At 32.2% G+C, this 22,134-nt stretch carries 21 protein-coding genes; 10 read left to right on the top strand and 11 right to left on the bottom strand.

The features are described from left to right. Nucleotides 1-1,740, top strand: a complete 1,740-nt coding sequence (locus E0Y80_RS08560; protein ID WP_156307250.1) for a RagB/SusD family nutrient uptake outer membrane protein — start codon at nucleotides 1-3, stop codon at nucleotides 1,738-1,740. Nucleotides 1,741-1,819: 79 nt separating this feature from the next. Here E0Y80_RS08560 and E0Y80_RS08555 read toward each other — a convergent pair whose 3' ends face one another. The 3 genes from E0Y80_RS08555 to E0Y80_RS08545 form a co-directional block, all read right to left on the bottom strand. After that, complete coding sequence (locus E0Y80_RS08555; RefSeq protein ID WP_156307249.1) at nucleotides 1,820-3,517, bottom strand: APC family permease; 1,698 nt, start codon at nucleotides 3,515-3,517, stop codon at nucleotides 1,820-1,822. A 115-nt stretch (nucleotides 3,518-3,632) separates the two neighbouring features. Further along, complete coding sequence (locus E0Y80_RS08550) at nucleotides 3,633-4,574, bottom strand: Dyp-type peroxidase (protein ID WP_156307248.1); 942 nt, start codon at nucleotides 4,572-4,574, stop codon at nucleotides 3,633-3,635. Between the two features lie 124 nt (nucleotides 4,575-4,698). Next, a complete protein-coding gene (locus E0Y80_RS08545) occupies nucleotides 4,699-6,084 on the bottom strand; it encodes an NAD(P)-binding domain-containing protein (RefSeq protein WP_156307247.1) in 1,386 nt (461 codons plus the stop codon). A gap of 488 nt (nucleotides 6,085-6,572) precedes the next feature. Between E0Y80_RS08545 and E0Y80_RS08540 the strand changes: the two genes are divergently transcribed. From E0Y80_RS08540 to E0Y80_RS08525, 4 genes are all read left to right on the top strand, one after another. Beyond that, on the top strand, nucleotides 6,573-7,445 hold the full coding sequence (locus E0Y80_RS08540; RefSeq protein ID WP_156307246.1) for a DUF808 domain-containing protein: 873 nt from the start codon (nucleotides 6,573-6,575) through the stop codon (nucleotides 7,443-7,445). 95 nt (nucleotides 7,446-7,540) lie between these two features. Beyond that, a complete protein-coding gene (locus E0Y80_RS08535; protein ID WP_156307245.1) occupies nucleotides 7,541-8,059 on the top strand; it encodes a hypothetical protein in 519 nt (172 codons plus the stop codon). 183 nt (nucleotides 8,060-8,242) lie between these two features. Beyond that, nucleotides 8,243-8,668: a hypothetical protein gene (locus tag E0Y80_RS08530; RefSeq protein ID WP_156307244.1), complete on the top strand. Its 426-nt coding sequence runs from the start codon at nucleotides 8,243-8,245 to the stop codon at nucleotides 8,666-8,668. Between the two features lie 385 nt (nucleotides 8,669-9,053). Beyond that, the gene (locus E0Y80_RS08525) at nucleotides 9,054-9,272 is read left to right on the top strand and encodes a hypothetical protein (RefSeq protein WP_156307243.1); all 219 of its coding nucleotides are present in this window, start codon (nucleotides 9,054-9,056) and stop codon (nucleotides 9,270-9,272) included. Between the two features lie 105 nt (nucleotides 9,273-9,377). Here the strand turns inward: E0Y80_RS08525 and E0Y80_RS08520 are convergent, their stop codons facing one another. Then, complete coding sequence (locus tag E0Y80_RS08520) at nucleotides 9,378-9,872, bottom strand: RNA polymerase sigma factor (protein WP_156307242.1); 495 nt, start codon at nucleotides 9,870-9,872, stop codon at nucleotides 9,378-9,380. A gap of 457 nt (nucleotides 9,873-10,329) precedes the next feature. Between E0Y80_RS08520 and E0Y80_RS08515 the strand changes: the two genes are divergently transcribed. Genes E0Y80_RS08515 through ligD form a run of 3 tightly spaced genes read left to right on the top strand, consistent with a single transcriptional unit; the run spans nucleotide 10,330 to nucleotide 14,581 of the window. Further along, nucleotides 10,330-11,409: a histidine kinase gene (locus tag E0Y80_RS08515; RefSeq protein WP_156307241.1), complete on the top strand. Its 1,080-nt coding sequence runs from the start codon at nucleotides 10,330-10,332 to the stop codon at nucleotides 11,407-11,409. Continuing rightward, a complete protein-coding gene (locus tag E0Y80_RS08510; protein WP_156307240.1) occupies nucleotides 11,409-12,068 on the top strand; it encodes a response regulator transcription factor in 660 nt (219 codons plus the stop codon). The genes E0Y80_RS08515 and E0Y80_RS08510 overlap by 1 nt, the downstream gene beginning before the upstream one ends. Nucleotides 12,069-12,112: 44 nt before the next feature. Beyond that, nucleotides 12,113-14,581: a DNA ligase D gene (gene ligD, locus E0Y80_RS08505; protein WP_156307239.1), complete on the top strand. Its 2,469-nt coding sequence runs from the start codon at nucleotides 12,113-12,115 to the stop codon at nucleotides 14,579-14,581. On the opposite strand, the gene ku is transcribed toward ligD, so the two are convergent. Then, a complete protein-coding gene (ku, locus tag E0Y80_RS08500) occupies nucleotides 14,578-15,333 on the bottom strand; it encodes a non-homologous end joining protein Ku (protein ID WP_156307238.1) in 756 nt (251 codons plus the stop codon). The two genes, ligD and ku, sit on opposite strands and share 4 nt — an antisense overlap. 108 nt (nucleotides 15,334-15,441) lie before the next feature. Here ku and E0Y80_RS08495 point away from each other — a divergent pair, with 108 nt between their 5' ends. Continuing rightward, nucleotides 15,442-15,936, top strand: coding sequence for a CinA family protein (locus E0Y80_RS08495; RefSeq protein ID WP_156307237.1), 495 nt, complete (start codon nucleotides 15,442-15,444; stop codon nucleotides 15,934-15,936). On the opposite strand, the gene E0Y80_RS08490 is transcribed toward E0Y80_RS08495, so the two are convergent. Further along, nucleotides 15,933-16,814 (bottom strand): SDR family oxidoreductase, encoded by an 882-nt coding sequence (locus E0Y80_RS08490; protein ID WP_156307236.1) that lies wholly within the window; start codon nucleotides 16,812-16,814, stop codon nucleotides 15,933-15,935. The two genes, E0Y80_RS08495 and E0Y80_RS08490, sit on opposite strands and share 4 nt — an antisense overlap. A gap of 78 nt (nucleotides 16,815-16,892) precedes the next feature. Between E0Y80_RS08490 and E0Y80_RS08485 the strand changes: the two genes are divergently transcribed. Next, nucleotides 16,893-17,579 (top strand): DUF421 domain-containing protein, encoded by a 687-nt coding sequence (locus E0Y80_RS08485; protein WP_156307235.1) that lies wholly within the window; start codon nucleotides 16,893-16,895, stop codon nucleotides 17,577-17,579. A 1-nt stretch (nucleotide 17,580) separates the two neighbouring features. Here E0Y80_RS08485 and E0Y80_RS08480 read toward each other — a convergent pair whose 3' ends face one another. The 5 genes from E0Y80_RS08480 to E0Y80_RS08460 all read right to left on the bottom strand — a co-directional run bounded on the left by E0Y80_RS08480 (nucleotide 17,581) and on the right by E0Y80_RS08460 (nucleotide 22,130). After that, on the bottom strand, nucleotides 17,581-18,672 hold the full coding sequence (locus tag E0Y80_RS08480) for a sensor histidine kinase (RefSeq protein WP_156307234.1): 1,092 nt from the start codon (nucleotides 18,670-18,672) through the stop codon (nucleotides 17,581-17,583). Nucleotides 18,673-19,206: 534 nt separating this feature from the next. Continuing rightward, nucleotides 19,207-19,662 (bottom strand): ferritin-like domain-containing protein, encoded by a 456-nt coding sequence (locus E0Y80_RS08475; protein ID WP_156307233.1) that lies wholly within the window; start codon nucleotides 19,660-19,662, stop codon nucleotides 19,207-19,209. Between the two features lie 106 nt (nucleotides 19,663-19,768). Then, entirely contained in the window at nucleotides 19,769-20,785 is a 1,017-nt protein-coding gene (locus E0Y80_RS08470; RefSeq protein WP_156307232.1) for a DNA topoisomerase IB, read from the bottom strand. Next, nucleotides 20,785-20,994, bottom strand: a complete 210-nt coding sequence (locus E0Y80_RS08465; protein ID WP_156307231.1) for a hypothetical protein — start codon at nucleotides 20,992-20,994, stop codon at nucleotides 20,785-20,787. The genes E0Y80_RS08470 and E0Y80_RS08465 overlap by 1 nt, the downstream gene beginning before the upstream one ends. 65 nt (nucleotides 20,995-21,059) lie before the next feature. Further along, the gene (locus tag E0Y80_RS08460; protein ID WP_156307230.1) at nucleotides 21,060-22,130 is read right to left on the bottom strand and encodes a hypothetical protein; all 1,071 of its coding nucleotides are present in this window, start codon (nucleotides 22,128-22,130) and stop codon (nucleotides 21,060-21,062) included. Between the last annotated feature and the right edge of the window lie 4 nt (nucleotides 22,131-22,134).

Genomic DNA, 22,134 nt, shown 5'->3' with positions numbered 1-22,134 from the left:
ATGAAAAACTCATTAATACTATATATTCTATTTGCTGTACTATGTGCAAGCTGTAGTAAAGATTATTTGGATAGGCAGCCTGGGGCGAGTATATCTCCAGATGTATCATTTAAAAGCGTAAAAGATTTGGAGTTATTCAGTAATTCCTTTTATAACGGAGCGATTCCTTCTGCGGAAGGTATTTATAATGAAGCGATTGATAATATTGTCAAGAATACGCTTCAGGATGAATTAACGGGGAAACGGATTGTTCCGACGAGTGGCGGTGGCTGGTCATGGAGCGAATTGAGGAATATCAATTTTTTCCTTGAGAATTGTTATAATACGTTGTCCTTTCAGGACGCGGCGCCATATGCTGGTGTAGCTAAATTTTTTCGAGCATATTTTTATTTTGAAAAGGTCAAACGATTCGGAGATGTTCCATGGTATGGTAAGGTTCTGGATGTCAATGATGAAGCGGAATTGATGAAGGGTCGCGATCCAAGAACGCTTATTGTTGATTCAATTATGGCCGATTTAGATTTTGCCATAAAATATATGTCAGATTCGAAATCAGATGAGAAGGCGACTAAATGGACGGCAATAGCTTTAAAATCTAGAGTTGCATTATTTGAAGGAACATTTAGGAAATATCATCCTGAATTTAATCTTCCGAATGCCAACAAATATCTAGAGTTAGCTGCAGAGGCTTCTAAACAATTGATGGATGGCGGCCAATACAGCCTTTATGCTGGTGCAGGAGCAGAATCCTATGGGAAATTATTTAATTCGGTGAACAGCATTTCTCAAGAAGTTATTCTATCAAGGAAGTTTTCAGATGCCTTGCAGATTTGGCATAATGTAAATTATTATACGATTACAGCCTCTTATGGAAAGCCGGGATTAGAGAAGGATTTAGTTAATTCATATTTAATGAAGGACGGATCTAGATTTACGGACAAGGCGAACTATGATAAAATGACCTTTTTAGAAGAAATCAAGGATAGAGATCCACGATTAGGACAGACGATTCGTACGCCCGGATATACGAGAATTGGCGGTGCTGCACCAATAGCTCCAAATTTTGGACATTCTGTTACGGGATATCAATTGATCAAGTTTGTTGGAGATGTAAAATATGATAATTTTAATCGTTCTGAGAATGATATGCCAATTTTTAGGTATGCAGAGGCCTTATTGAATTATGCTGAAGCAAAAGCTGAACTGGGAATATTAACACAAGCAGATTTAGACTTATCCATTAATTTAGTTAGAAGTAGGGCAGAGATGCCAGCATTGCAACTAGCTGCGGCCAACAGTAATCCAGATGCATATATTGCGAAGGACTATCCTAATGTAACTGGGTCGATGAAGGGTGTGATTTTAGAAATCCGTCGCGAGCGCAGGATAGAACTTGTTATGGAATCTTATCGTTGGGATGATATTCTTAGATGGAAAAGCGGAAAACTATTGACACGTCAGTTTAAAGGAATGTACTTTCCTGGAATTGGAAAATATGATTTGGATGGAGATGGAAAAGATGATGTCTGGATCTATGAAGGCACGAAACCTACTGCCCCAGGCGTACAATTGTTGAAATTGGGTTCTGAAATATTATTGGAAAATGGCAATAGTGGTAATGTCATTATTAATGCCCATATTAAGAAGGTTTTTGATGAAGGGAAAGATTATTTCTATCCACTTCCAATACAAGAATTGGAGTTAAATAAAAACTTAACTCAAAATCCTGGTTGGAAATAGGATTAAATTTATTGAGATAAATTATTAGAAATAGTTTCCAAGATGAAAGACTTGGAAACTATTTTATTTTACCCTGTGGCTATGTTATAGTCTCTTTTGAAGGATTATTCAGTTTAGAATGTTTATATCCATAAAAGAAGTAAACGATTAGTCCAATTGCTAACCAAATAAGGAATATCACCCAATTGCTTGTTCCGAGTTCGGTCATCAGATATAGGTTAATCAAAATTCCTATCACAGGCAGTAAGGAGAAATTATATTTAAATGCCATTCCTGCTAAAACAATCCAAACCAACCAAAAGATAATAATCAATGATTTATGTTCCAGTATATACATAAATTCATAGTCTTTCCATTGATAAATAGCATCTTGATTATATTTCCATATGAATACCCAAGCCAATATGAATGCGATTGCAATCAGGTATTTACCATTGATGTATGGAACTCTAAATTTGGATTGCTGAGAAAGACCTGAATAATCCATATAAAGAACTCCGGCACAGACTAAAATAAACGCGAAGAAAGTTCCTACGGAAGTTAGATCGACAAAGAAATCCATTTTAAAGAACATGGAAGGGATTGCGACTACAAATCCTGTTATGATAGTTGCAAATGAAGGGGTTTTGTGTTTTGGGTGTATGGTTGAGAATTTCTTCCAAAGCAGGCCATCTCTACTCATAGTCATCCATATTCTTGGTTGTGCCAGTTGATACACTAAAAGAGCGCTGGTTATAGCGACTACCGATGTGACGGAAATAATGCCGGCCAAGTAATCTGCTCCAATATATTTAAAGACAAATGCTAGAGGGTCTTTAACATTTAATTCCTTAAAGTTGACCATCCCCGTAAGGACGAGGGTTATTGCTACGTATAGAATTGTACAGATTAATAATGTTATGATCATTGCTCGGGGCAGGTCTCTTTGTGGATTTTTACATTCTTCGGCAGTTGTTGAAATTGAATCAAAGCCTATGAATGCAAAGAATACAGCAGCTACGGATCCCATTACACCAGATAGGCCATTTGGAGCAAATGGAGTCCAATTCTCTGGATTTACGAAAAATGCTCCACCAACAATAATGGCAAGAATGACTCCGATTTTAACCAAGACCATTATATTGCTAGCCTTTCTTGACTCTTTGATTCCACGATAAACCAGCCATGTTATTAAAGCAATAATGATCCCTGAAGGTAAATCAAAAATTAAGGGTATGTCTCCAATTCTTGGTGCAGATTCATAGGCTTTCAAGCCAATTTTATCAGCTACATTCAAAGATTCCAACCCTTGACTTAAGAGTTTCTCATGAGCTTCAATTGCATACTGTGGAGCCATTGATAACCAGTGTGGTATGTGGATTCCAAATCCTTCCAGCATCGTGACAAAATATTGTGACCATGAAATTGATACGACTATATTTGAAACGGCATATTCCAATACGAGTGCCCATCCGATAATCCATGCGAATAACTCACCAAAAGCAACATACGCATAGGTATATGCACTTCCAGAAACAGGTATAGTACTTGCGAACTGGGCATAGGATAAAGCTGTAAATACGCATGCAAATGCAACGAAAACAAAGAGTAAGGATATTGCAGGGCCGCCTTCATAACTAGCTAATCCGATTGTACTAAATATGCCGGCACCTACAATTGCTGCAATACCTAAGGAAACTAAGTCTCGGACAGTAAGGACTTTATTTAGACTTTCAGATTCACCTTTTTCTTTGATGATTAATTCTAGACTCTTCCTCTTGAAAAGTTTATTTCTCATTTGCTATGGATTGAATAAAGGGCCAACAAAAGTAGATATAAAAATGAAACCCTAGGTTGATATTTCGGAGGAAATTCAATCTAGGGTTTATTTAATAAATGCTAGGCATTTAATTTTATTCGGTAGCAGTATAATTATCTAACATATCTTGGGTGGGAACAAAAAATAGGGTTCCGGTTTCTGGCGTACTAAAATCTAGAATTCTATCGTAGTTTCCAATTGGATTCCCGATATACATATTTTCTAACATCTTATGAGTTGTTGAAAACTTATTGGCATAAGAGATAAAATACGTTCCAAATTCTCCTTTAGAAGGGTTCGAAAAGGGGAGATTATCTCTAACTATTTTAAGATCATTTCCATTTTCGTCAGTAATGCTGGTTAAAGCGCTATGGGAGTTTTTTGGTTTTACTTCATCGGTCATTTCGACATCTGTTGCTTTATATCTTCCAAAAGCTTTTTCTTGATCCGATGTCGGAAGATTTTCCCATGCTTTAAGGTTATGTATATATTTTTGTACGAATAAATAACTTCCGCCTTTATATTGAGGATCTTCATCTCCAACCATAGCGAATGTTTTTCTTTCGTCGCCAATAGGGTTTTCAGTACCATCGACAAATCCTAAAATGGATCTGCCATCCCAATAACGAAATCCATGGACCTCAACCAAATTATCAGCAACTGGGCTGATAATGTCATAGATATCTTTAGCCATTTCATAACATATACCTGCATTTATTGCGCGTAAGTGAAAGTGGAGATCACCTTCGGTTGAAATGGCTGTATATTTTGACCCAATAATGGGTTCAAAGGTTTTAAGTTCTTTTGGCAAAGGAGTTGGCATTCCCAGTTTTTTCCAAGCATCGTGTCCAACGCCCATAATACAGCTGGTTCTGCCATCTGGAATTCTTACTACAAATGAATGGTTTAAATTGGAAACCAATGCGCAAAGCCTTTGAAAGACCGATTTGAAATTAGTTCCTTCTTTAAATTTCCAAACTGAGAAGATGGTGTTATTATTTGGGTAATCCGTTACATTTTGAGATTGAGCTGCCATATTCTAATAGTTGTGAAATCTAATTTATGTAATTCTCCATAAAAATTCATCAAAAATATTATTCAGAATTATTCTATTGTGTAGAAAAAGGAAAGCCAATATTTTATTGGCTTTTCTAATTTATTTAATAATTCATAACCTTATCTAATTCATTTTCATCAATGGTTTCCTCATTGAGATATCTTTCTAAACTATCGTCCATTTCTTTCATCCATGGGGTATGGTGAGGTTCAGCTTTTGTACCGTCCATAACGGATTGATAGACCTGATCACGATAATTCAAGATATTGATTTCTTTGTCGTTTAACCAACTTTTGAACATCTCAGAAACATGATCAAGGTTAAAATTTGGATAATCGGTAAAACTGATGAGGTCTTTAATGTAATCCGTTTGAAAATCGACATGATCAGGACCAGTGAAAGTTTTAGCTTCATATTCCATCCATTTTTGAATATCCTTGTCACGTTCGGCTTTAGTCGGATGGTTTATTCTTCCCAACATATAATCTCTGGCATACCAAGCTTGGGTGTCAAACATGTTAAAGGTGTAGTATTGATCCTGCATTCCAAGGAAAAGGAGTCTTTCGTTTTCATTAAAGACTACGCCTTTATATAGGTTATCAGGATATAGGCAATTCTTTGTTTTTAACCGTAGCTGGTCTGGGAGGAAAGGGAATTTATGTTGGTAACCAGTACATAGAATAACGGCGTCATATTCTTCAACAGAACCGTCTTTAAAGAAGGCTTTATTATCTTCAAAGTGTGTTACTAAAGGTTTTTCTTGAATTCCTAATGGCCATTTTGTTCCAATAGGGTTTGTTCTATAAGATATGGTGACAGAATCACTTCCGTGTTTGAAGCACTGCACGGCAATATCTTCAGCGGAATAGCTGCTACCAATCAGCAGTAACTTTTGATTGATAAATTGGTCGGCACCACGAAAATCATGGGCGTGCATAACTGCCCCCGGGAAGTTGTCAATTCCTTTAAAGTAAGGCATGTTTGGAGTGGAAAAATGTCCAGTACCCACTACTAAGTAATCAAAATATTCTTCAAAGGTTTGATTTTTCTGAAGGTCATCAAAGACGACTCTAAATTGTTTTTTATCTTCTAAATAATCAACCCAGCGAGCTACCGTATTGAATTGTATAAAATCTCTAGCATTACTTTTCTTTATACGCCCCTGAATGTAGTCGAAAAGAACTTCTCTAGGTGGATAAGAAGAAATAGCTTGTCCAAAATGCTCAGTAAAAGTATAATCTGCAAATTCAAGGCATTCTTTAGGTCCGTTAGACCAAAGGTATTTGTACATGCTACCATGCAATGGTTCGCCATATTTACCTACACCCGTTCTCCAGGTATAATTCCACATGCCGCCCCAATTATCTTGTTTTTCATAACATTTAATTTCTGGGATGGGATTACCTTTTTTTTGTTCTGATTCAAATGCTCTTAACATAGCCAAACCACTTGGGCCAGCTCCAATAATTCCAACTTTAAAATTTGTCATACTTTATATTTAATTAATTTATGTGTATCCAGGTCTATTTAATAGAAACAGAAATCCTGGATTTAGCAATATTGCTTTAAGGTTCCTCGAATAGAGGAATAAGAAATCGTCATAAAAAAATGCATTCAGGTGCATGTTTTAAAAAACGAAAAAACAAAGGAAGATTTTAATTAGGTGATGCTGAATGATCATTATACACTATAAGTGTTTTTTTCCTTCACTGTTGCGAATATACAAAATATATTCAATAATTAAAAATTTTAATAAAGTGTATTCTTTGTTAATTATAGCTATTAAAAATAAAAACTAATGGTTAATAAAAAAAGTCCTGGCTTTTATATTTGAATATTTAATTGAAAATGAGGAATTAAAAAAGGTTTTTTGGTTTGAATCTTGGTATTTGATTTGCGTGAATGAGAAAACTTTAACTGTTGGGGTTGAAATTTTACAAAAACTAATTAATTTTAGAGGAATTAAAAGAAATCTATATGGCATCAGGAATATTTGCGGTTTTGGATGATATCGCTGCTTTAATGGACGACGTAGCAGTAGCAAGTAAAATTGCTACTCGGAAGACTGCAGGTATTTTGGGTGATGATTTAGCTGTTAATGCAGAAAAGGCAACAGGATTCTTAGCATCAAGGGAATTGCCGGTATTATGGGCAATTACAAAGGGATCCTTTGTGAATAAGCTAATTATTGTTCCCATTGCCTTACTATTGAATGCATTTTTACCGGTATTAATTAAATATATACTATTGGTTGGCGGGGCGTATCTTGCCTATGAGGGTGCGGAAAAGGTAATTCATTATTTATTTCATCGGAAGAAGGAGGGGCAGGAAGTGATTGCGGAGCAAGCATTGGAAGGAGAGGCTGCTGAAAGTGCGAAGATTAAATCTGCGGTCACCACAGATTTCATACTTTCCGTTGAGATTGTGATTATCGCCTTAGGGACGGTTTTGGAAGAGCCCCTTGCTATTCAGATATTAACCGTTTCTGTCGTTGCTATCTTAGCTACAGTAGGAGTTTATGGTATAGTTGCATTAATTGTGAGAATGGATGATGCAGGACATAGTTTGATTAAAAAATCTAATGGGAAAGGAATTGCTTCACAATTAGGTAATCTTCTGGTTAAAATGCTTCCTATTGTTATTAAAGCGTTGGGATTTATAGGGACTATTGCCTTACTTCTTGTCGCAGGTGGTATTTTTGTACATAATATTGATTATTTCCATCATTTTCTTCCTGGGGTTCCTTCGATAATTAAAGAATTTGGAATTGGACTTTTAGCAGGATTTATTGTATTGGGTATTGTACTTTTGGTTCAGAAATTGATAGGAAGAGGGAAAGGAAAGCATTAATAATTTGTTATAGGCATAAATTTTTAGCAATTTGTGCCTCTAAGCGACCAAGTGTTCCTAAGCCTTAATAAACACGGGTCATGATTTAAAGAAATATGAAGAAAATATTAAATATCGTTAGTATCCTTACTTTGGCTGTAGGTATTATTTCATGTAGCAAGAGTGATGAAGAGGTCCGTACGCCATTAGAAAACACAGAATTAGTAGGGAAATGGGCAAAAGTTGAAAGTATTCGAAATACGGATAGTATCATTGTTGATGGACCACATTTAGATACAGTCAAGGTTTTGGAGATCACTGCGGAAAATACTTTGAAAGTTAGCCGTGGCTTATTTTGTTCATTAACTACAGATAAGGGTAAAAATCAAGATGGTTCATATGAATACTATTCGGTAAATAACAAAGATAATGCAGGGACTTCCAATCGTATTAAATTGGATAAATGTGGAAAAGGAATGCCCGTGAGTGTTCAGGGAGATGTTCTAATATTAGGTTATGGCAATCAAACCGGGGCAAATGAAGAGTATAGACGGGTTAAACCAGCTACAACACCAGAGGAACCAGAAGTTCCAGAAGTTCCAGAAGAACCCATTGACCCAGGAACTGGGGAATAAAAATATTAATATTACATGCCCGATTTATCAATCGGGCTTTTTTATTGCTGTTTATTTTTATGATTCCAGTTAATATAATCCTATTAAAACTCTGAAGGTGTAGCAATTGAGTTTTTTTTATCGTTCATTATTTTAAATATTTACCACTAGTCTATTTTTAGGTTATAAACAAAACTCTATCTTATGAAATATTTAATTAGTTTATTGACTTTAATAATTATATCCACAATGATTTTTTCTTGTGATAAAGACGATGAAGGAATTGTTGAATTAGATCGCAAAGAATTAATTGGTTTATGGGAACGAATAGATGAATCGAAAGAGGGTTCTATAGATTCGGAAAGTAAATCATTGATTTTTACTGAAGACAAGGTTATCATTATCAATGGGGATTTTTGTTCGGACCAATTTATATTAGGCAAAAAAGACACGAGCACTTATCAATATTATACTTATAAAGCGGAGCCAAATGAGCTTAAACCTACAATTTTTTCAATTAGTAAATGTGGAAAGGAATATTCAATTGGAGTTCAAGGAAATAAATTGCATTTACTTAGAATTGGATTTGAGGGTGAAGAATTTACCAAATCAGCATATCTAATAGATTAAATAATCTGTTTTCAATATAGTATGTAAGTCGGTCCCAAGAAATTGGGACTTTTTTGTTTAAAAATTCACCTGAAAATTTTCCGAGCTGATAGGTGAAAAAAATCCCTGAATATAGGTTCAGGGATTAAAAGTCGGCATACAGCCGGAACTATTGTTAAACTGAGTTTCTTTTTGTTATGTTAGCATAATAAAAGTACGAAATTAATTGGGTTTAGGAATGCGAAAATTCAAATTAAAAAATTGGTATTCACTATTTGTTTCGTGCTTAAAATTATGTAAATTGTTGGTAATTAGTTGATTGAAGGATAATAATTTATCCTTTACAATCTATTTTACTAACATAGTTATTAACAATTTCTAAAGATCAATTGAAAGGAGCTATAATATGGAAAGTTTAAAATTTGAAATAGGGGAGGTTTCCCTTCATCAGCTGAATAAAGTAAAGGACACATTAAATGAGATTGCTAATATCAATGATTGGCAAATTGCTCCTTATATCAATGGATATTTATTATCTGTGAAAGGCATCAATATCGTAAGTTATTCCATTTTACAATCTATTCTTGCATTAGGAATATATGTAGAACAATTATATGAGGAGTAGAATTATATAATTGAATTTTTAGAATAAAAGAATATTTTTAAGCCAAAGCAACATAATTAGATTTTCTGAGTGATTGATAAAATTTAATAAGCAATTAAATTTGCTTTAATTTGGCATATAAACATTCAATTTTTTTCTAAGAATTCTTCTAATCATATGAATTCTTGTTTTAATTGTTCCTTCCTTAATATTCATATAATCGGCTATTTCATGATATTTATAACCTTCTAAATACATACTGATGATTTGATAATTTTCATCAGATAAAGATTTAATTGAGTTTTCAATATCATTTAAAATGAATTTTGATTCAGCTTTATTTCTAGAGTTATTATTCTCACCTGTTTGGCTTAACTCTTTTTCTGCAATTCTATGTAAAGCAACTCGACGATATTTGTTTAAATAGACATTTTTCATGATTACATATAACCATGAAACAATTTTTGGATGATTAATAAACTTTTCAATAGTCTTTAATGACCGAATGAATGTTTCTTGAACTAATTCTTCCTTTTCATTGGGATCGTGCGTAAAGTTATTTGCTAATCTATTTAGGATAGGTGAGTTTTCTAATATCACATTATTTATAAGATTTTTCATTATAGGGCGTTATTATGTTAACAGTATATATATAACGTGTTGTTTATGAGTATGTTTTAATGATTTTAGGTTTAGAGTAAAAAGGGGTATTAATACAATTTTTTCGCTATTTATACTCTATAAAAAGCATAAATAATAGAAATCTAATTCATCTGAACAAAATTTTTAGAAGAAGCGTGTTCAATGGCTGTATATCAAGTTTATTTAAAATTTTTATAAAATAAATTGTAGCTGCATTGCGACAAATACCTGAAATGGACAACATAATACTTAAATCCTGCATCTGTCCAGGCAGTTTAAGAGTGCAAAAGATTTTTTTAAGTAATTTTAATTGTTTTAAAAATCTTTAAAAGATCTGAAAACCATATCAATCCAGTACAGGTACGATCATACAAACTATTGACTTATTAAGAGAGGTCCACTAATTAAAAAATTTATACATCAACATTAATTAGTCATGCTAACTTCAAAAGATAATATCAACAAATGGAGTGGAAGAAAGTACACTCTTTTAGAAGAAACCTGCAAAAATGATTTCTTATGTTTTGATGTTTTTTTTCAAGAAGGCCCTTTTGCCATCATCGTTTTGGGAAAATCGTTTCATGTTATTCGAGTAAATGGTCGTTTTGATTATATTATTGGTTTAACTGGAAAGGCCTTAATAGGACGGGATATTTTTGAGTTTTTAGATTCGGAGGATGCCACGACATTGAGGAATATATTTGAAAATAGAGATTCTTTTAGGAAACCATTATTAATAAGTTTAGGATTTCGGCAAATAGGTAAGGCTAAACTAAGCATAGAAACATTTGTAAAGAAATTTAACAACTCATTTAATCAACCTCAATATTGCTTATTGCTATTTGATAAAGAATTTTATCCACATCATCATTGGATAGAATTAAAAAAGGAAGTTTTTCAGGCTATTGTTGAAACCCAAGAACAAGAGCGAAATAGGATAGGCCATCAACTTCATGATAGCGTTGCACAGACCTTATACGCGATAAAGCTGAATTGTCAACGGTTAATCAATGAAAAACATTTAGAAAATTCAGTAGAATTAGATTCCATCAAGGATATGTTAAATTCTGCTATAAATCAGGTCAGAAATATTTCAACAGATTTAGTACCGGCAGTATTACATGATTTTGGATTAAAGGCAGCTATAGATTTTATGATAAAGCGATTAAGCATGCCTGAATTTAGTATACAAAGTAAGATGTCAAAAAAGGCAGAAGAGTTAGGGGATGATATGAAGTTAGCCATTTATCGAATTATTCAAGAGTTATTAAATAATTGCCTTAAGCATTCCAAAGCGAGCCAAGTTGATTTAAAGGTAGTTTACAATTCTTTGAAAGTAAAAATTCAGATTAAGGATAATGGGATTGGTTTTTCAAAATCATTACTAGAAAGTATGAAAAATGGAACAGGATTGCGAAGTATAAAAAATAGAATTGATTTGTACCAGGGAGAAATAAGTGTGGATCAAATAAAAACAGGAAGTTTAGTGGAAATAACATTCAATACAGAAATATAATGAGCAAAATAAGAATACTTTTAGCAGAGGACCATTTGGTAGTTAGAAATGGCATAAAATTGCTCTTAGACGGTCAAGCAAATTTTGAAGTTGTAGCTGATGTCGATAACGGCAAAGATGCAATTGATAAGATTACCTCTGGATTAGCTGTAGATGTTGTTATTACTGATTTAAGCATGAATAATATGGATGGATTACAATTAATCAAAGAAGTATCCTTGAATTTTCCAAGTATTCATGTTATCGTATTGACCATGTTAGATTGTGAACAGCACGTATTAAAAGCATTCGAATATGGGGCTAAGGGTTATTTGGTTAAAAATATTGGTTCGGAGGAATTGATATTTTGTATTAACCATATTGCAAAAGGTGGAAGGTATCTCAGTGAAGAAGTCACTATGGGATTAATCAATAAAAGTATTGCCTACAGTAAAATGAAGAATATAGAGGTTGACCCTATAGATATTGATTTATCATCTCGAGAGTTAGAAGTATTAGAATTGTTGGGGGAAGGATATACCAATTTAGAGATTTCAAAGAAATTGTTTTTATCAAAGCGGACAGTAGAAGGACATAGACAGAATCTAATTGATAAGACGAAATCGAAGAATACGCCAGCGTTGATTAAGTTTGCTGTTTTGAAGGGATTGATTCAATAATAAAAAACCAATTGGAGGTTCGATTTGTTCAATTGAAAAAGAGCATGTCGGATTTAAAAACTTATAATAATAAACGAGATTTTTCACAAACATCTGAGCCGAAGGCTGATAAGCATTTGGCAGAAGAAGATGGACATCGGTTTGTGGTGCAACGACATGATGCGAGCAGGTTGCATTATGATTTTAGATTAGAAATAGGTGGGGCATTGAAAAGTTGGGCGGTACCTAAAGGCCCATCCATGCATTCAAAAGACAGACGGCTTGCGGTACAAGTTGAAGACCACCCCATATCATACGGCACATTTGAAGGAGAAATTCCGAAAGGAAATTATGGGGCAGGTACTGTCTCCATATTTGATGAGGGGGAATATTTACGATTAGAAGTAAAATCAGACAAGGAATTCTTAAACGCTTGGAAAAATGGAAGCATTAAATTTCAATTAAAAGGTAAAATTCTTAAAGGTGATTTTGCTTTGGTTCGAATGAAAAGCGATAGTCCTGAGAATTGGTTGTTAATAAAACATAAAGATGCTTATTCCACGGAGAAACCTTTTTCTTCTGAGGATCTGGTTGGTCAAGGGATAAAGGATGCAGGAAAAGCATTCAAAAAAAAAGCCGCATCAAATAGTAAAAAAGCCACATCAAATCAAAAAGCTACTATAAATTCTAAGGATACAGAATATTTGCCAATGTTGGCAAAACTTGAGAAAGTGGTTCCTGATTCAAAAGAATGGATTTATGAAAAGAAATTTGACGGCTTCCGAGCTCTTTCAAAATTGGATAAAAAACCAGAACTTATTTCAAGAAATGGTAAAAGTTTAAACTCTAAATTTCCAACAATACTTAAGGATTTATTAACTATTCAAAATAAATGTATTCTGGATGGTGAAATTGTTATTGAGGATAAAAAAGGAATATCCCAGTTTCAATTATTACAATCGGGGGAGGATAATTTAAAAGGCAATATTTTAAAATATTATGTTTTTGATATCCTTGAACTTGATGGTCATGATTTAAGGCTGTATTCACTCTTAGAAAGAAAACAATTATTAAAGCTTTTGATGGATAAGTATGAGCTTAAGCATTTAGAATATGTAGAAGCTGAATATGTAGACCAATCCGAGATTTTAGAGTTTGCCTCAAAACATAAATGGGAAGGAATAATTGCCAAAATGAAAGAAAGCACTTATCAAGGAGGAAAGCGCAATGGTAATTGGTTAAAAATTAAGTTAAGGCAAACTCAAGAAGCCATAATTTGTGGATTTACAAAGCCTGAAGGATCTAGGTCCTATTTTGGAGCCATAGTATTAGGTTTAATAAAAAATAATGAACTAAAATATATTGGTAACTGTGGAACAGGATTTAATGAAAAAAGCTTAAAGGACCTTTATGTTCAATTTGAAGAATATATACAAGAACAGAAACCTTTTAAAAATCAGGAAGTTGCGAAAGAAAAGCAGGTGACCTGGCTAACCCCAAGCTTAGTATGTGATATTTATTATTCGGAGTGGACAAGAGATGGGCATTTAAGACATCCTGTTTTTAAAGGTTTAAGAGAGGATAAATCTATGGAAGATGTTTCGGTTGAAGATAAAGCAGGATTTGATATGGAAAAGGATAAAGAATTGAAATTTGGCAATAAAAAGGTTCGTCTTAGTAATTTAGATAAAATTTACTGGCCAAAAGAAGGGATTAGCAAAGGCGATTTACTGAATTATTATGAATGGGTATCTGATTATATTCTACCATTTTTGAAGGATAAGCCGATTTCAATGAACAGGTATCCAAATGGAATCGAATCTCCAAATTTTTTTCAAAAGGATGTGGATCCTACCAAAATTCCAAAATGGTTAAAAACTACTGAGGTCTTTTCAGAAAGTACGAATAAAACAATTGACTATTTGCTCTGCAATGATAAGGCAAGTTTACTTTATATTGTAAATTTAGGTTCCATTGAAATTAACCCATGGCTTTCTACTTATAAAAATCCTAATAAACCAGAGTTTGTAGTATTGGATTTAGATCCAAATGGCGCTAAATGGGAGGATGTTATTTCGGTGGCATTGACAGCAAAATCTATATTTGATCATGCAGAAATATCTACATATATAAAAACTTCGGGCTCTTCTGGGTTACACATATTAGTTCATCTTGGAGGGAAGTATGAGTATGAGATTGCCAGGAATTTTATTCAATTCATTGCTGAGATGATTCATCAAGAACATGATAGTAGTACGAGTCTTGTTCGTGACCCTAAAAAAAGAAAAGGGTTAATTTATTTAGATTACCTTCAAAATAAAGAGGGTCAAACGATAGTTGCACCTTATTCAGCTCGTCCAAAGCCCTTAGCCACTGTTAGTACTCCATTATACTGGGAAGAAGTGACCAATGATTTATCAATTCAAGATTTTACTATTTTCAATATTAAAGATCGCGTTGAAAATATTGAAGATCCTTGGAAAAATATTCGGAAGAGTAAAGCAGATATCAAAAAAGCGTTATCAAAATTTTAAGCCAAACTTGCTTTTAATTTTTCAAGAAGATCTGTCGCCTTTGTATTTTCCACATTAATTTTGCGTATAGTTGCTCTTTTACCTTTACTTTTTTGATTGATTATTTTTAATAATTCTTTAGAATATTCATTTTTAAAAGCAGAGATATCAAAATCCTGGCTATTCATTTTTATAAGTTGAAGTGCCATATCCATTTCGGCTTTTGATATTTTGACAGATTTGGGTGTATTAAGTTCTTCAGTGTCTCTAATTTCTTCTTCGAAACGTAGTTTATTCAGCAATAAAATATTATTATAGGGTTTTATTATGGCTAGATTTTCAACACTTCTCATGACAAACGTACCTAATCCTGCCATTTTACTTTTTTCTAAAGCCTGTAATAATAATTGATATGCTTTTTCACCGGATTTTTGTGGTTCAAGATAATACGGAATATCAAAATACACGCTGTCGATATCTTGAAGTTTAACAAAGGATTGAAGATTAATCATTTTATTTTTTTCAGGCATTGCATCTTCAAAGTCTGCATCTTCTAGCACTACATATTTATCCTTTAATAAGTATCCCTTGACAATATTATCCCAGGAAACTTCTTTACCAGAATTTTCATTGACTCTTTTATATTTAATATTTGCATGATCTTTCCGGTCAAGCATATCAAAATCTAAACTACTTGTTTGGGTTGCTGAATATATTTTAATTGGAATGTTTACAAGTCCAAATCCAATAGCACCTGTCCAAATTGCTCTCATAAATATGTTTTTATAAATAAACACTAATATTCATAATTAGTTCATCACAATATTAAAACGATTCGATTTTTCAATTGTTCAAGTTTTAAAATTTACACACATCAATTTATGAGAATCGACGAGAAGAAGTTAAATAAGCTTGGGGAGAAAATATCCGCAGCAGGTTTAAAAATGTCAATAGTAGAAAGTATGACTGCAGGATTTTTTTCTACTATTTGGAGTCTTCAGACAGAATCAGGAGATTATTTTAAAGGTTCGATTATATGTTTTGATGAAAGTGTAAAAGCTGGATTATTAAAAATTCCAAAGGAATTGATTACTGAATTTTCTGCCGAATCAATGGAGGTGACTGTGGCAATGTTAAAGGGTGTTTCTAACTTAATTCCAGCTGATATTTATATGTCAATTACGGGGAAAGCTTATGATGATGATAAAAAAGATGGACCCTCGGAACCTGGAGATGTATATATTGTTGTTTCAGGTTTAGGAAAAGTAGTATCTAGAAAATTTAAATTTCAGGGGAAGAATGCTGCCGAAGTTTTTATATTATCATTTAATGCCAGTTTAGATATGTTGAGTAATTTCTTTGGAAAAGAGGGTTAAATTGTTATTCTACCTCCAGTTGCAGGAATTGTAGCACCGGAAATATAAGATGCGGCTTCGGAAGCTAAGAATACATATATGGGAGCTATTTCTGCTGGTTGTCCAGGTCTTCCTATAGGAGTATTATTTCCAAACTTTTCATGATCAGGTATTGTACTTGGAATAAGAGGAGTCCAAATTGGGCCAGGAGCAACAGCATTAACTCTGATTCCTGTGCCTTCCTCTAAAAATTTTTCTGCCAAGCTTGATGTGAAATTTTGAATAGCGGCTTTACTTGCCGCATAAGGCAAAAGTGTTGGATTAGGGTCATAGGCATTAACAGATGTTGTATTAATAATACTTCCTCCCTTTGGAATAAATTTTTTTGCAAATTTTATAAGATAAAACATGACACTTAGATTTACTTCGAATGTTTTATTCCATTCTTCAGCTGTAATATCTTCAATGTCTTTATAAGTCATTTGATAAGCTGCATTATTTATAAGGATATCGATGGTTTTAAATTCAGTTACAGCAGTATCAATTAATTTTTTACAATTCACTTCTTCTCGCAAATCGGCTTTAAACAATACAGCATGGCTACCGGCCTGTTTAACCCATTCTGCAGTATCATAAGCATCTTCATTTTCAATTTCCTCCTTATAGGCGATTACAATATTAGCACCTTCTCTGGCCATTGCAATAGCAATGGCTTTACCAATACCTGAATCGGCTCCTGTGATTATAGCAGTTTTATTATTTAATAGGCCATGTCCAACATATGATTCTTCTCCATGATCTGGTTTAGGATCCATAAGTTTTGTTTCGCCTGGAGGGGATTGGGGTTGAGATTTAAAAGGAGGTTTAGGATATTTATTTTCAGGATTTTGATTTTTCATAACAAATTTTTATCGATTGAACTGTATATAGAACAATTTGATTTATTAATCGTTCAATTAAAAATAAATCAATTGAAAATGCTTGATAAAAGTTTATATGAAATTTTATTTGACGGTGCTAGTCCCAATCTTTTAATAGAAATAATCATCAGGACATTTATTATGTTTCTTTTGATATTAGTTATTCTCCGAATTTCGGGAAGGAGAGGAGTTAGGCAATTAACGTTATTTGAGGTTGCAATTATTTTGGGTTTAGGTTCAGCGGCGGGAGATCCGATGTTTCAGGATGACTTACCCATATTTCATGCTATTTTAGTATTTCTGACGGTTATTTTACTATATAAATTGATTACATGGTTAGCAGCAAAATCTAAATGGATAAATCGGATATTAGAAGGTGAACCATTTGTAGTTGTCCGAGATGGTAAATTTGCTGTTAATGAAGATAATATAGGTAGTTTTTCGAAAATGGAATTTTTTGCGGAATTGCGGAATGGATCTATAGAACATTTAGGCCAGTTAAGGGTTGCTGTTTTAGAAACAGATGGGTCCATGAGCGTATTGCGTTATAAAAAGGAAGAAATCAAATATGGACTTCCCTTATTTCCCGATGATTTTAAAGAGATTAAGGATTTTAAAAATATTGAAGGGCCATTTGCGTGCATGTATTGTGGTCATATTATTGAGGTTATGGATCGAAATTTAGTTTGTCCAATATGTTATAAGGATAAATGGACAATGGCCATAAATACCAAATATCCTTAAATTAATTGTTAGGAAAGAATAAATGCACTTCCGTTCCTTTATCCAATTTGCTGGAAATTTTGATACTGCCATTTAAGCGTTCTAAAATACATTTCACAATAAAAAGTCCCATGCCATGTCCTTGATAATTTTTCGAATTAGATCCTCTTTTCATATTTAGGAAAATATCTTCAATTTCTGAATGGGCAATTCCGATTCCATTGTCACGTATTATATATTCAATACCATTTGGGGATTGAAAGCTGTCAACAAAGATTTCTGGATTTTCTTGATTTGATGAATATTTCACAGCATTTCCAATTAGATTCGTGAATATTTGAATTACTCCACTTAGGTCAGCATAGATTGGTAAAATATTTCCAGTTAATAATTTAGAATGGGGACTGTTATTTAGCAGTTTTGCTTCCTTAAACCAAGAATTAATTTTGGGTTCGATCGGAATTTGTTTTTTTGAGATCTTATAAGTTCTTGCTTCACTTAATAATGTTGTTTTATCTATTATGAGATTTAAGCTTAAAATTGCTTCATCAATAATACTTAACCATTTATTAATTATTAAAGGGTCATTTTTTATGTTATTCTTTAATGCTTCAATTGCAATTTTAGCTATTGATATTGGGTTTTTAGCATCATGAGCCAATGTATGAGTAATTAACACTAATTCATTATTAAAAGATAGTTGTTGTTCCTGAGAACGAACCTTCTTAAGAACAATGTTTCTTTCTGTTACATCAATCGATGTATGAATAATAGCATAAGTCTGATTTTTGTCATTCAACAAAGCTTTATATTGAAAATCAAAGAATCTACGTTCTTTAATTCCATTTCTTATTATGTCAGCAGGGGTATTGGTAGCACGATAAGATTTTCCAGTTTTCCAAACATTTTCAAGTATTTTGGAAAAACCTTCTTCTTTAAAAGAAGGAAAGACTGCACTAAAAGATTTACCTACAATATTTTCTTCTGCGGCCCACATATTTATCATTTCGTAATTCACAAATGCAATATTCAAACTTGGGCTATCATATATAGCAGTAGCTAATGGTGAATATGAAAGAATATCAAGTAAAAATTTGTATTTATTTTCAAGCATAAATATATCCTGGAACTTTATATGAATTGAATAAATATATTAAAATTGGAAACAGAAACCATGCCACTGGATTTTGAATAAATGGATGAAGAATATCATTTAGAGGACAATTTTAAAAGGATAAAATGGATTTTTAGAATTTAGGATATTTTTAAAAAGCAATCCCCAAACGGGGAGTTCGGGGAGCTTTGGAAAATGAATTGTTTATTATAATAAACAAGTGCAAATTAATATAAATTGTAGTCTGAATTTTATTTCCTTTTATTCCAGATGATTATATCACTCACTATTAAAATTTTATTAATTTTTCTTTTGTCTATTTGAGCGAATATTGTAAATAGTAAATCCAATTACCAGAATTACAACGATGAAAAAAAATATGTTTAATAGGCTTGAGTCCATAATAATTATCAACCTTTTAAATATAGAATGATTGTTCCTATGTTATCAATTATCAATAAAAAAACCGTATTTAACATCACAAAAACCGTATTAAATAATTAAATACCTATTTAAATTTCTTATAATTTCAAATTATAAATCTCTTAGTTCTTTAATGTGTTGGTGGGCTTCAATTTGTTTAGAAAGTTGCATTTGTAAGATATCGACAAGATTTCTGTAATCATCGAGGCTTTCACTTAGAATTTCCTTATAAGTTTCTTTAAATTCATCTTCTCCACGTTCACAAGTATCTAATATTGCTTGTGATATGGAAGGGGAGATGGCCGATTTAATATCCATCCAGATTCTGAATATTTTACCTGTCAAGTTTGTTCCTGATTCTGGTTCAACATGATACTGTTTTAATAATGGCTTTAATTCCATAATAAATTGTTGAGACTGCTCGATATAACTTTTAAATAAAGTTTGTAATTCTCTTAAGTTTGCATCAGCAGCAATTTCAATAGCTTTTTCATAGCCTTTAATTCGGTCATTATTAATTTCAATGGCTTCATTAAGTAGGTCAATTTTTTTATCTGTGTTTTCCATGATTTTAAATACTTTATTAATAAAAACCTTGAGAGTCAAATAGGTTTTATTTATTTATTAATCAAGTATTTATACTATAGAGTGTAGTATGTTTTATAGATATAGATTACTTTAAAATTTTCAATAATTTCTTTTGAATTATTGATTTTCTGACTTTTGTTTTTTTATTTCTGCTTAACCAAGTATCTAGTTTTTCATTTTCAAATTCTTGAATAATCCTAGGTGCGATATAGTTCTTTTTCGCAACTGCCACTGTATTTCCAAGATTAGAGGCTACAAATTCAATTAACTGTTTGGATGTTTTATTTCTTTTCTGATTAGCTTGGTAGTTATTTAGTAGAAATTCAAGACTTAAATAACAGGCATTCCAAGTACGAATAGTTTTATTGGTCGTGTTATTTTGATATATGTTTTGGAGGTATGAGTTTAAAATAGCAGGACTTATTGGTCGTATTTTTTTGTTGTCATCATAAAATTGCAGAAATCTGCTGCCAGGTATTGATTTAACTTTCTTTATTAAATTAAATAGAGCTTTGTCCTTAATTTGTTTTTCTTGTTTAACAGCCTTTTTACCTACAAATTTAAATGTGACTATTCCATTCTTCAAACTGACATGTTTATTTTGAAGAGTTGTCAATCCATATGACCCATTAGATTTTTTATACACTTCATTACCCGGCCTTATTGAAGTTTTTAATATAATCTTTATAGCTAAAGCGGCAATAAAATTGACATCAATTTGCTTTTTCTTCAAATCTTTGTTAATTCTCTTTTTTAAGGTAGGCAAGCCTTTACCAAATTGATATAGATGTATGTATTTGTTTGTATTTTGATGTTGAATCCATAAATGATGATAGATATACTGTTTTCTTTTTCTATCATCTAATCCGGTTGCTTGGATATGGCCATTTTTAAACGGACAGATCCATACATTTTTCCAATTCGGTGGTATTACTAAATTATTTATTCTAGCAATAATCTTTTGATTGGTTATTTTTTTATTCTTATGGTCAAAAAAAGAAAATCCTTTACCATTTTTCTTCCTCGAAAAACCTTGTAAGTTACTGTCAACATATTTTAAGGCATTATTTGAAAAAGATTTTTTGGTAAAGGATTTTGCCATTATTTTAAATTGTTCCTTATTGCGTGGATTAGATTATTTTTATTCAATTGATGTCTACCTTTAATGCCTGCATTTTTAGCTTCGGCTAACAATTCGATTTTAGTTTTATTTTCCAGTTTATCAATTGGATATTCATTTCTTTTTTTAGAAGTCGTGTGAACATCATTTTTTCCATCCATTGGGTGTTTTGTTTTATTTTCATTTTTCATAGCATCTCCTTTTTGGTTGCTTCTTTTATTAAAACAAATGGACAGTGAAATCGTTCAATTGAATTTTATAAAACGTTTTTAACGTGGATGTAAGAAATCCAAAAAGCTATGTTACTTTCTGCACCCATATTTCCATTTATTCCATAAGGTTCTAAGCCATCATAACAAGCCATATTTTCAAAATTAAATAAGCAATAATTATGATCGTTAATTCCTAAAAACCAAAGAAAGGAAAGCTTTATTTTTTCTAAATATTCATTTTCAGAAGTAATAAGAAATAATTCCTTGTTTAAGAGGATTATGCTTGATACTTCAATTGGTTGTTGACCAACATTACTAAAATTGGAATTTTTTGCTAACCAATTTTCATTACCAATAAGTGATAAATAATTATTTTTAAAGAGGATATTGTCTAAAAATTTGGCGCTTTTAATTCCAATATTTTTAAATCTCTCTATATTAAAAAACCTTCCTGCTCTGAGAAGACTTAAAGGTATTATAGCATTATCATAAGAGATTATTTCTTCAAACCAGTGCCAGTTATCTTCTGCGGCAGCATTAAATTCATCTTCTAAGAATGATAATAACTTATTTATCTGATTCAACTGGGATTGTTGGTTTGGATATGTATTAAGAAAGTATAAAATACCTAAGACACTATAAGATATTGCTCTAATTGATTTAAAATTGATAACATGATTGATAGCTTTATCAAACATTTCCTTCGCAATAGCATGGAACTTTTTGAATTTATGATGTCCAATTAAGTATCCCAACGACCAAATTGTTCTTCCTATTGAATCTTCGGATCCAATTGTTTCTAAAAATTTCAAATCATAACCCATAAAATTTATAAAATATCCACTTTCAGTTTGAGAATAAAAGATATATGATAAATAAGTTGAGATTAAATCATCTTGAATGGGTTCATCTAATTCTTGGGATGCCATTAAAATGAGAAGTAAAGCTCTTGAGTTATCGTCTAAACAATAGCCGTGATGATAATCTGGGATATTGAATTTAGCGTGTTGTAGGATTCCTGTTCTGTTGGTTAAGGATTTGATGTATGCTAAGTCAATATTAGGGACTTTTCTAAAAAAGTCCCTTAAAGTATTGTTATATTCTTCTTTTAGCAAAACC

It is taken from the genome of Sphingobacterium endophyticum (genome assembly GCF_009733535.1).
In the GTDB taxonomy this organism is placed as follows: Bacteria; Bacteroidota; Bacteroidia; order Sphingobacteriales; family Sphingobacteriaceae; genus Sphingobacterium; species Sphingobacterium endophyticum.
Note: the sequence above shows the minus strand (reverse complement) of the source record. Positions and strands in the feature narration are given on the sequence as shown.

Bases quoted from the DNA above. Each gene is read 5' to 3' on its own strand.
- E0Y80_RS08495 (WP_156307237.1), top strand. From the start codon at position 15,442: ATGAGAATCGACGAGAAGAAGTTAAATAAGCTTGGGGAGAAAATATCC.
- E0Y80_RS08560 (WP_156307250.1), top strand. From the start codon at position 1: ATGAAAAACTCATTAATACTATATATTCTATTTGCTGTACTATGTGCA.
- E0Y80_RS08545 (WP_156307247.1), bottom strand. From the start codon at position 6,084: ATGACAAATTTTAAAGTTGGAATTATTGGAGCTGGCCCAAGTGGTTTG.
- E0Y80_RS08485 (WP_156307235.1), top strand. From the start codon at position 16,893: ATGCTTGATAAAAGTTTATATGAAATTTTATTTGACGGTGCTAGTCCC.
- ligD (WP_156307239.1), top strand. From the start codon at position 12,113: ATGTCGGATTTAAAAACTTATAATAATAAACGAGATTTTTCACAAACA.
- E0Y80_RS08555 (WP_156307249.1), bottom strand. From the start codon at position 3,517: ATGAGAAATAAACTTTTCAAGAGGAAGAGTCTAGAATTAATCATCAAA.
- E0Y80_RS08540 (WP_156307246.1), top strand. From the start codon at position 6,573: ATGGCATCAGGAATATTTGCGGTTTTGGATGATATCGCTGCTTTAATG.
- E0Y80_RS08475 (WP_156307233.1), bottom strand. From the start codon at position 19,662: ATGGAAAACACAGATAAAAAAATTGACCTACTTAATGAAGCCATTGAA.
- E0Y80_RS08480 (WP_156307234.1), bottom strand. From the start codon at position 18,672: ATGCTTGAAAATAAATACAAATTTTTACTTGATATTCTTTCATATTCA.
- ku (WP_156307238.1), bottom strand. From the start codon at position 15,333: ATGAGAGCAATTTGGACAGGTGCTATTGGATTTGGACTTGTAAACATT.
- E0Y80_RS08530 (WP_156307244.1), top strand. From the start codon at position 8,243: ATGAAATATTTAATTAGTTTATTGACTTTAATAATTATATCCACAATG.
- E0Y80_RS08515 (WP_156307241.1), top strand. From the start codon at position 10,330: ATGCTAACTTCAAAAGATAATATCAACAAATGGAGTGGAAGAAAGTAC.
- E0Y80_RS08470 (WP_156307232.1), bottom strand. From the start codon at position 20,785: ATGGCAAAATCCTTTACCAAAAAATCTTTTTCAAATAATGCCTTAAAA.
- E0Y80_RS08525 (WP_156307243.1), top strand. From the start codon at position 9,054: ATGGAAAGTTTAAAATTTGAAATAGGGGAGGTTTCCCTTCATCAGCTG.
- E0Y80_RS08550 (WP_156307248.1), bottom strand. From the start codon at position 4,574: ATGGCAGCTCAATCTCAAAATGTAACGGATTACCCAAATAATAACACC.
- E0Y80_RS08490 (WP_156307236.1), bottom strand. From the start codon at position 16,814: ATGAAAAATCAAAATCCTGAAAATAAATATCCTAAACCTCCTTTTAAA.
- E0Y80_RS08510 (WP_156307240.1), top strand. From the start codon at position 11,409: ATGAGCAAAATAAGAATACTTTTAGCAGAGGACCATTTGGTAGTTAGA.
- E0Y80_RS08465 (WP_156307231.1), bottom strand. From the start codon at position 20,994: ATGAAAAATGAAAATAAAACAAAACACCCAATGGATGGAAAAAATGAT.
- E0Y80_RS08520 (WP_156307242.1), bottom strand. From the start codon at position 9,872: ATGAAAAATCTTATAAATAATGTGATATTAGAAAACTCACCTATCCTA.
- E0Y80_RS08535 (WP_156307245.1), top strand. From the start codon at position 7,541: ATGAAGAAAATATTAAATATCGTTAGTATCCTTACTTTGGCTGTAGGT.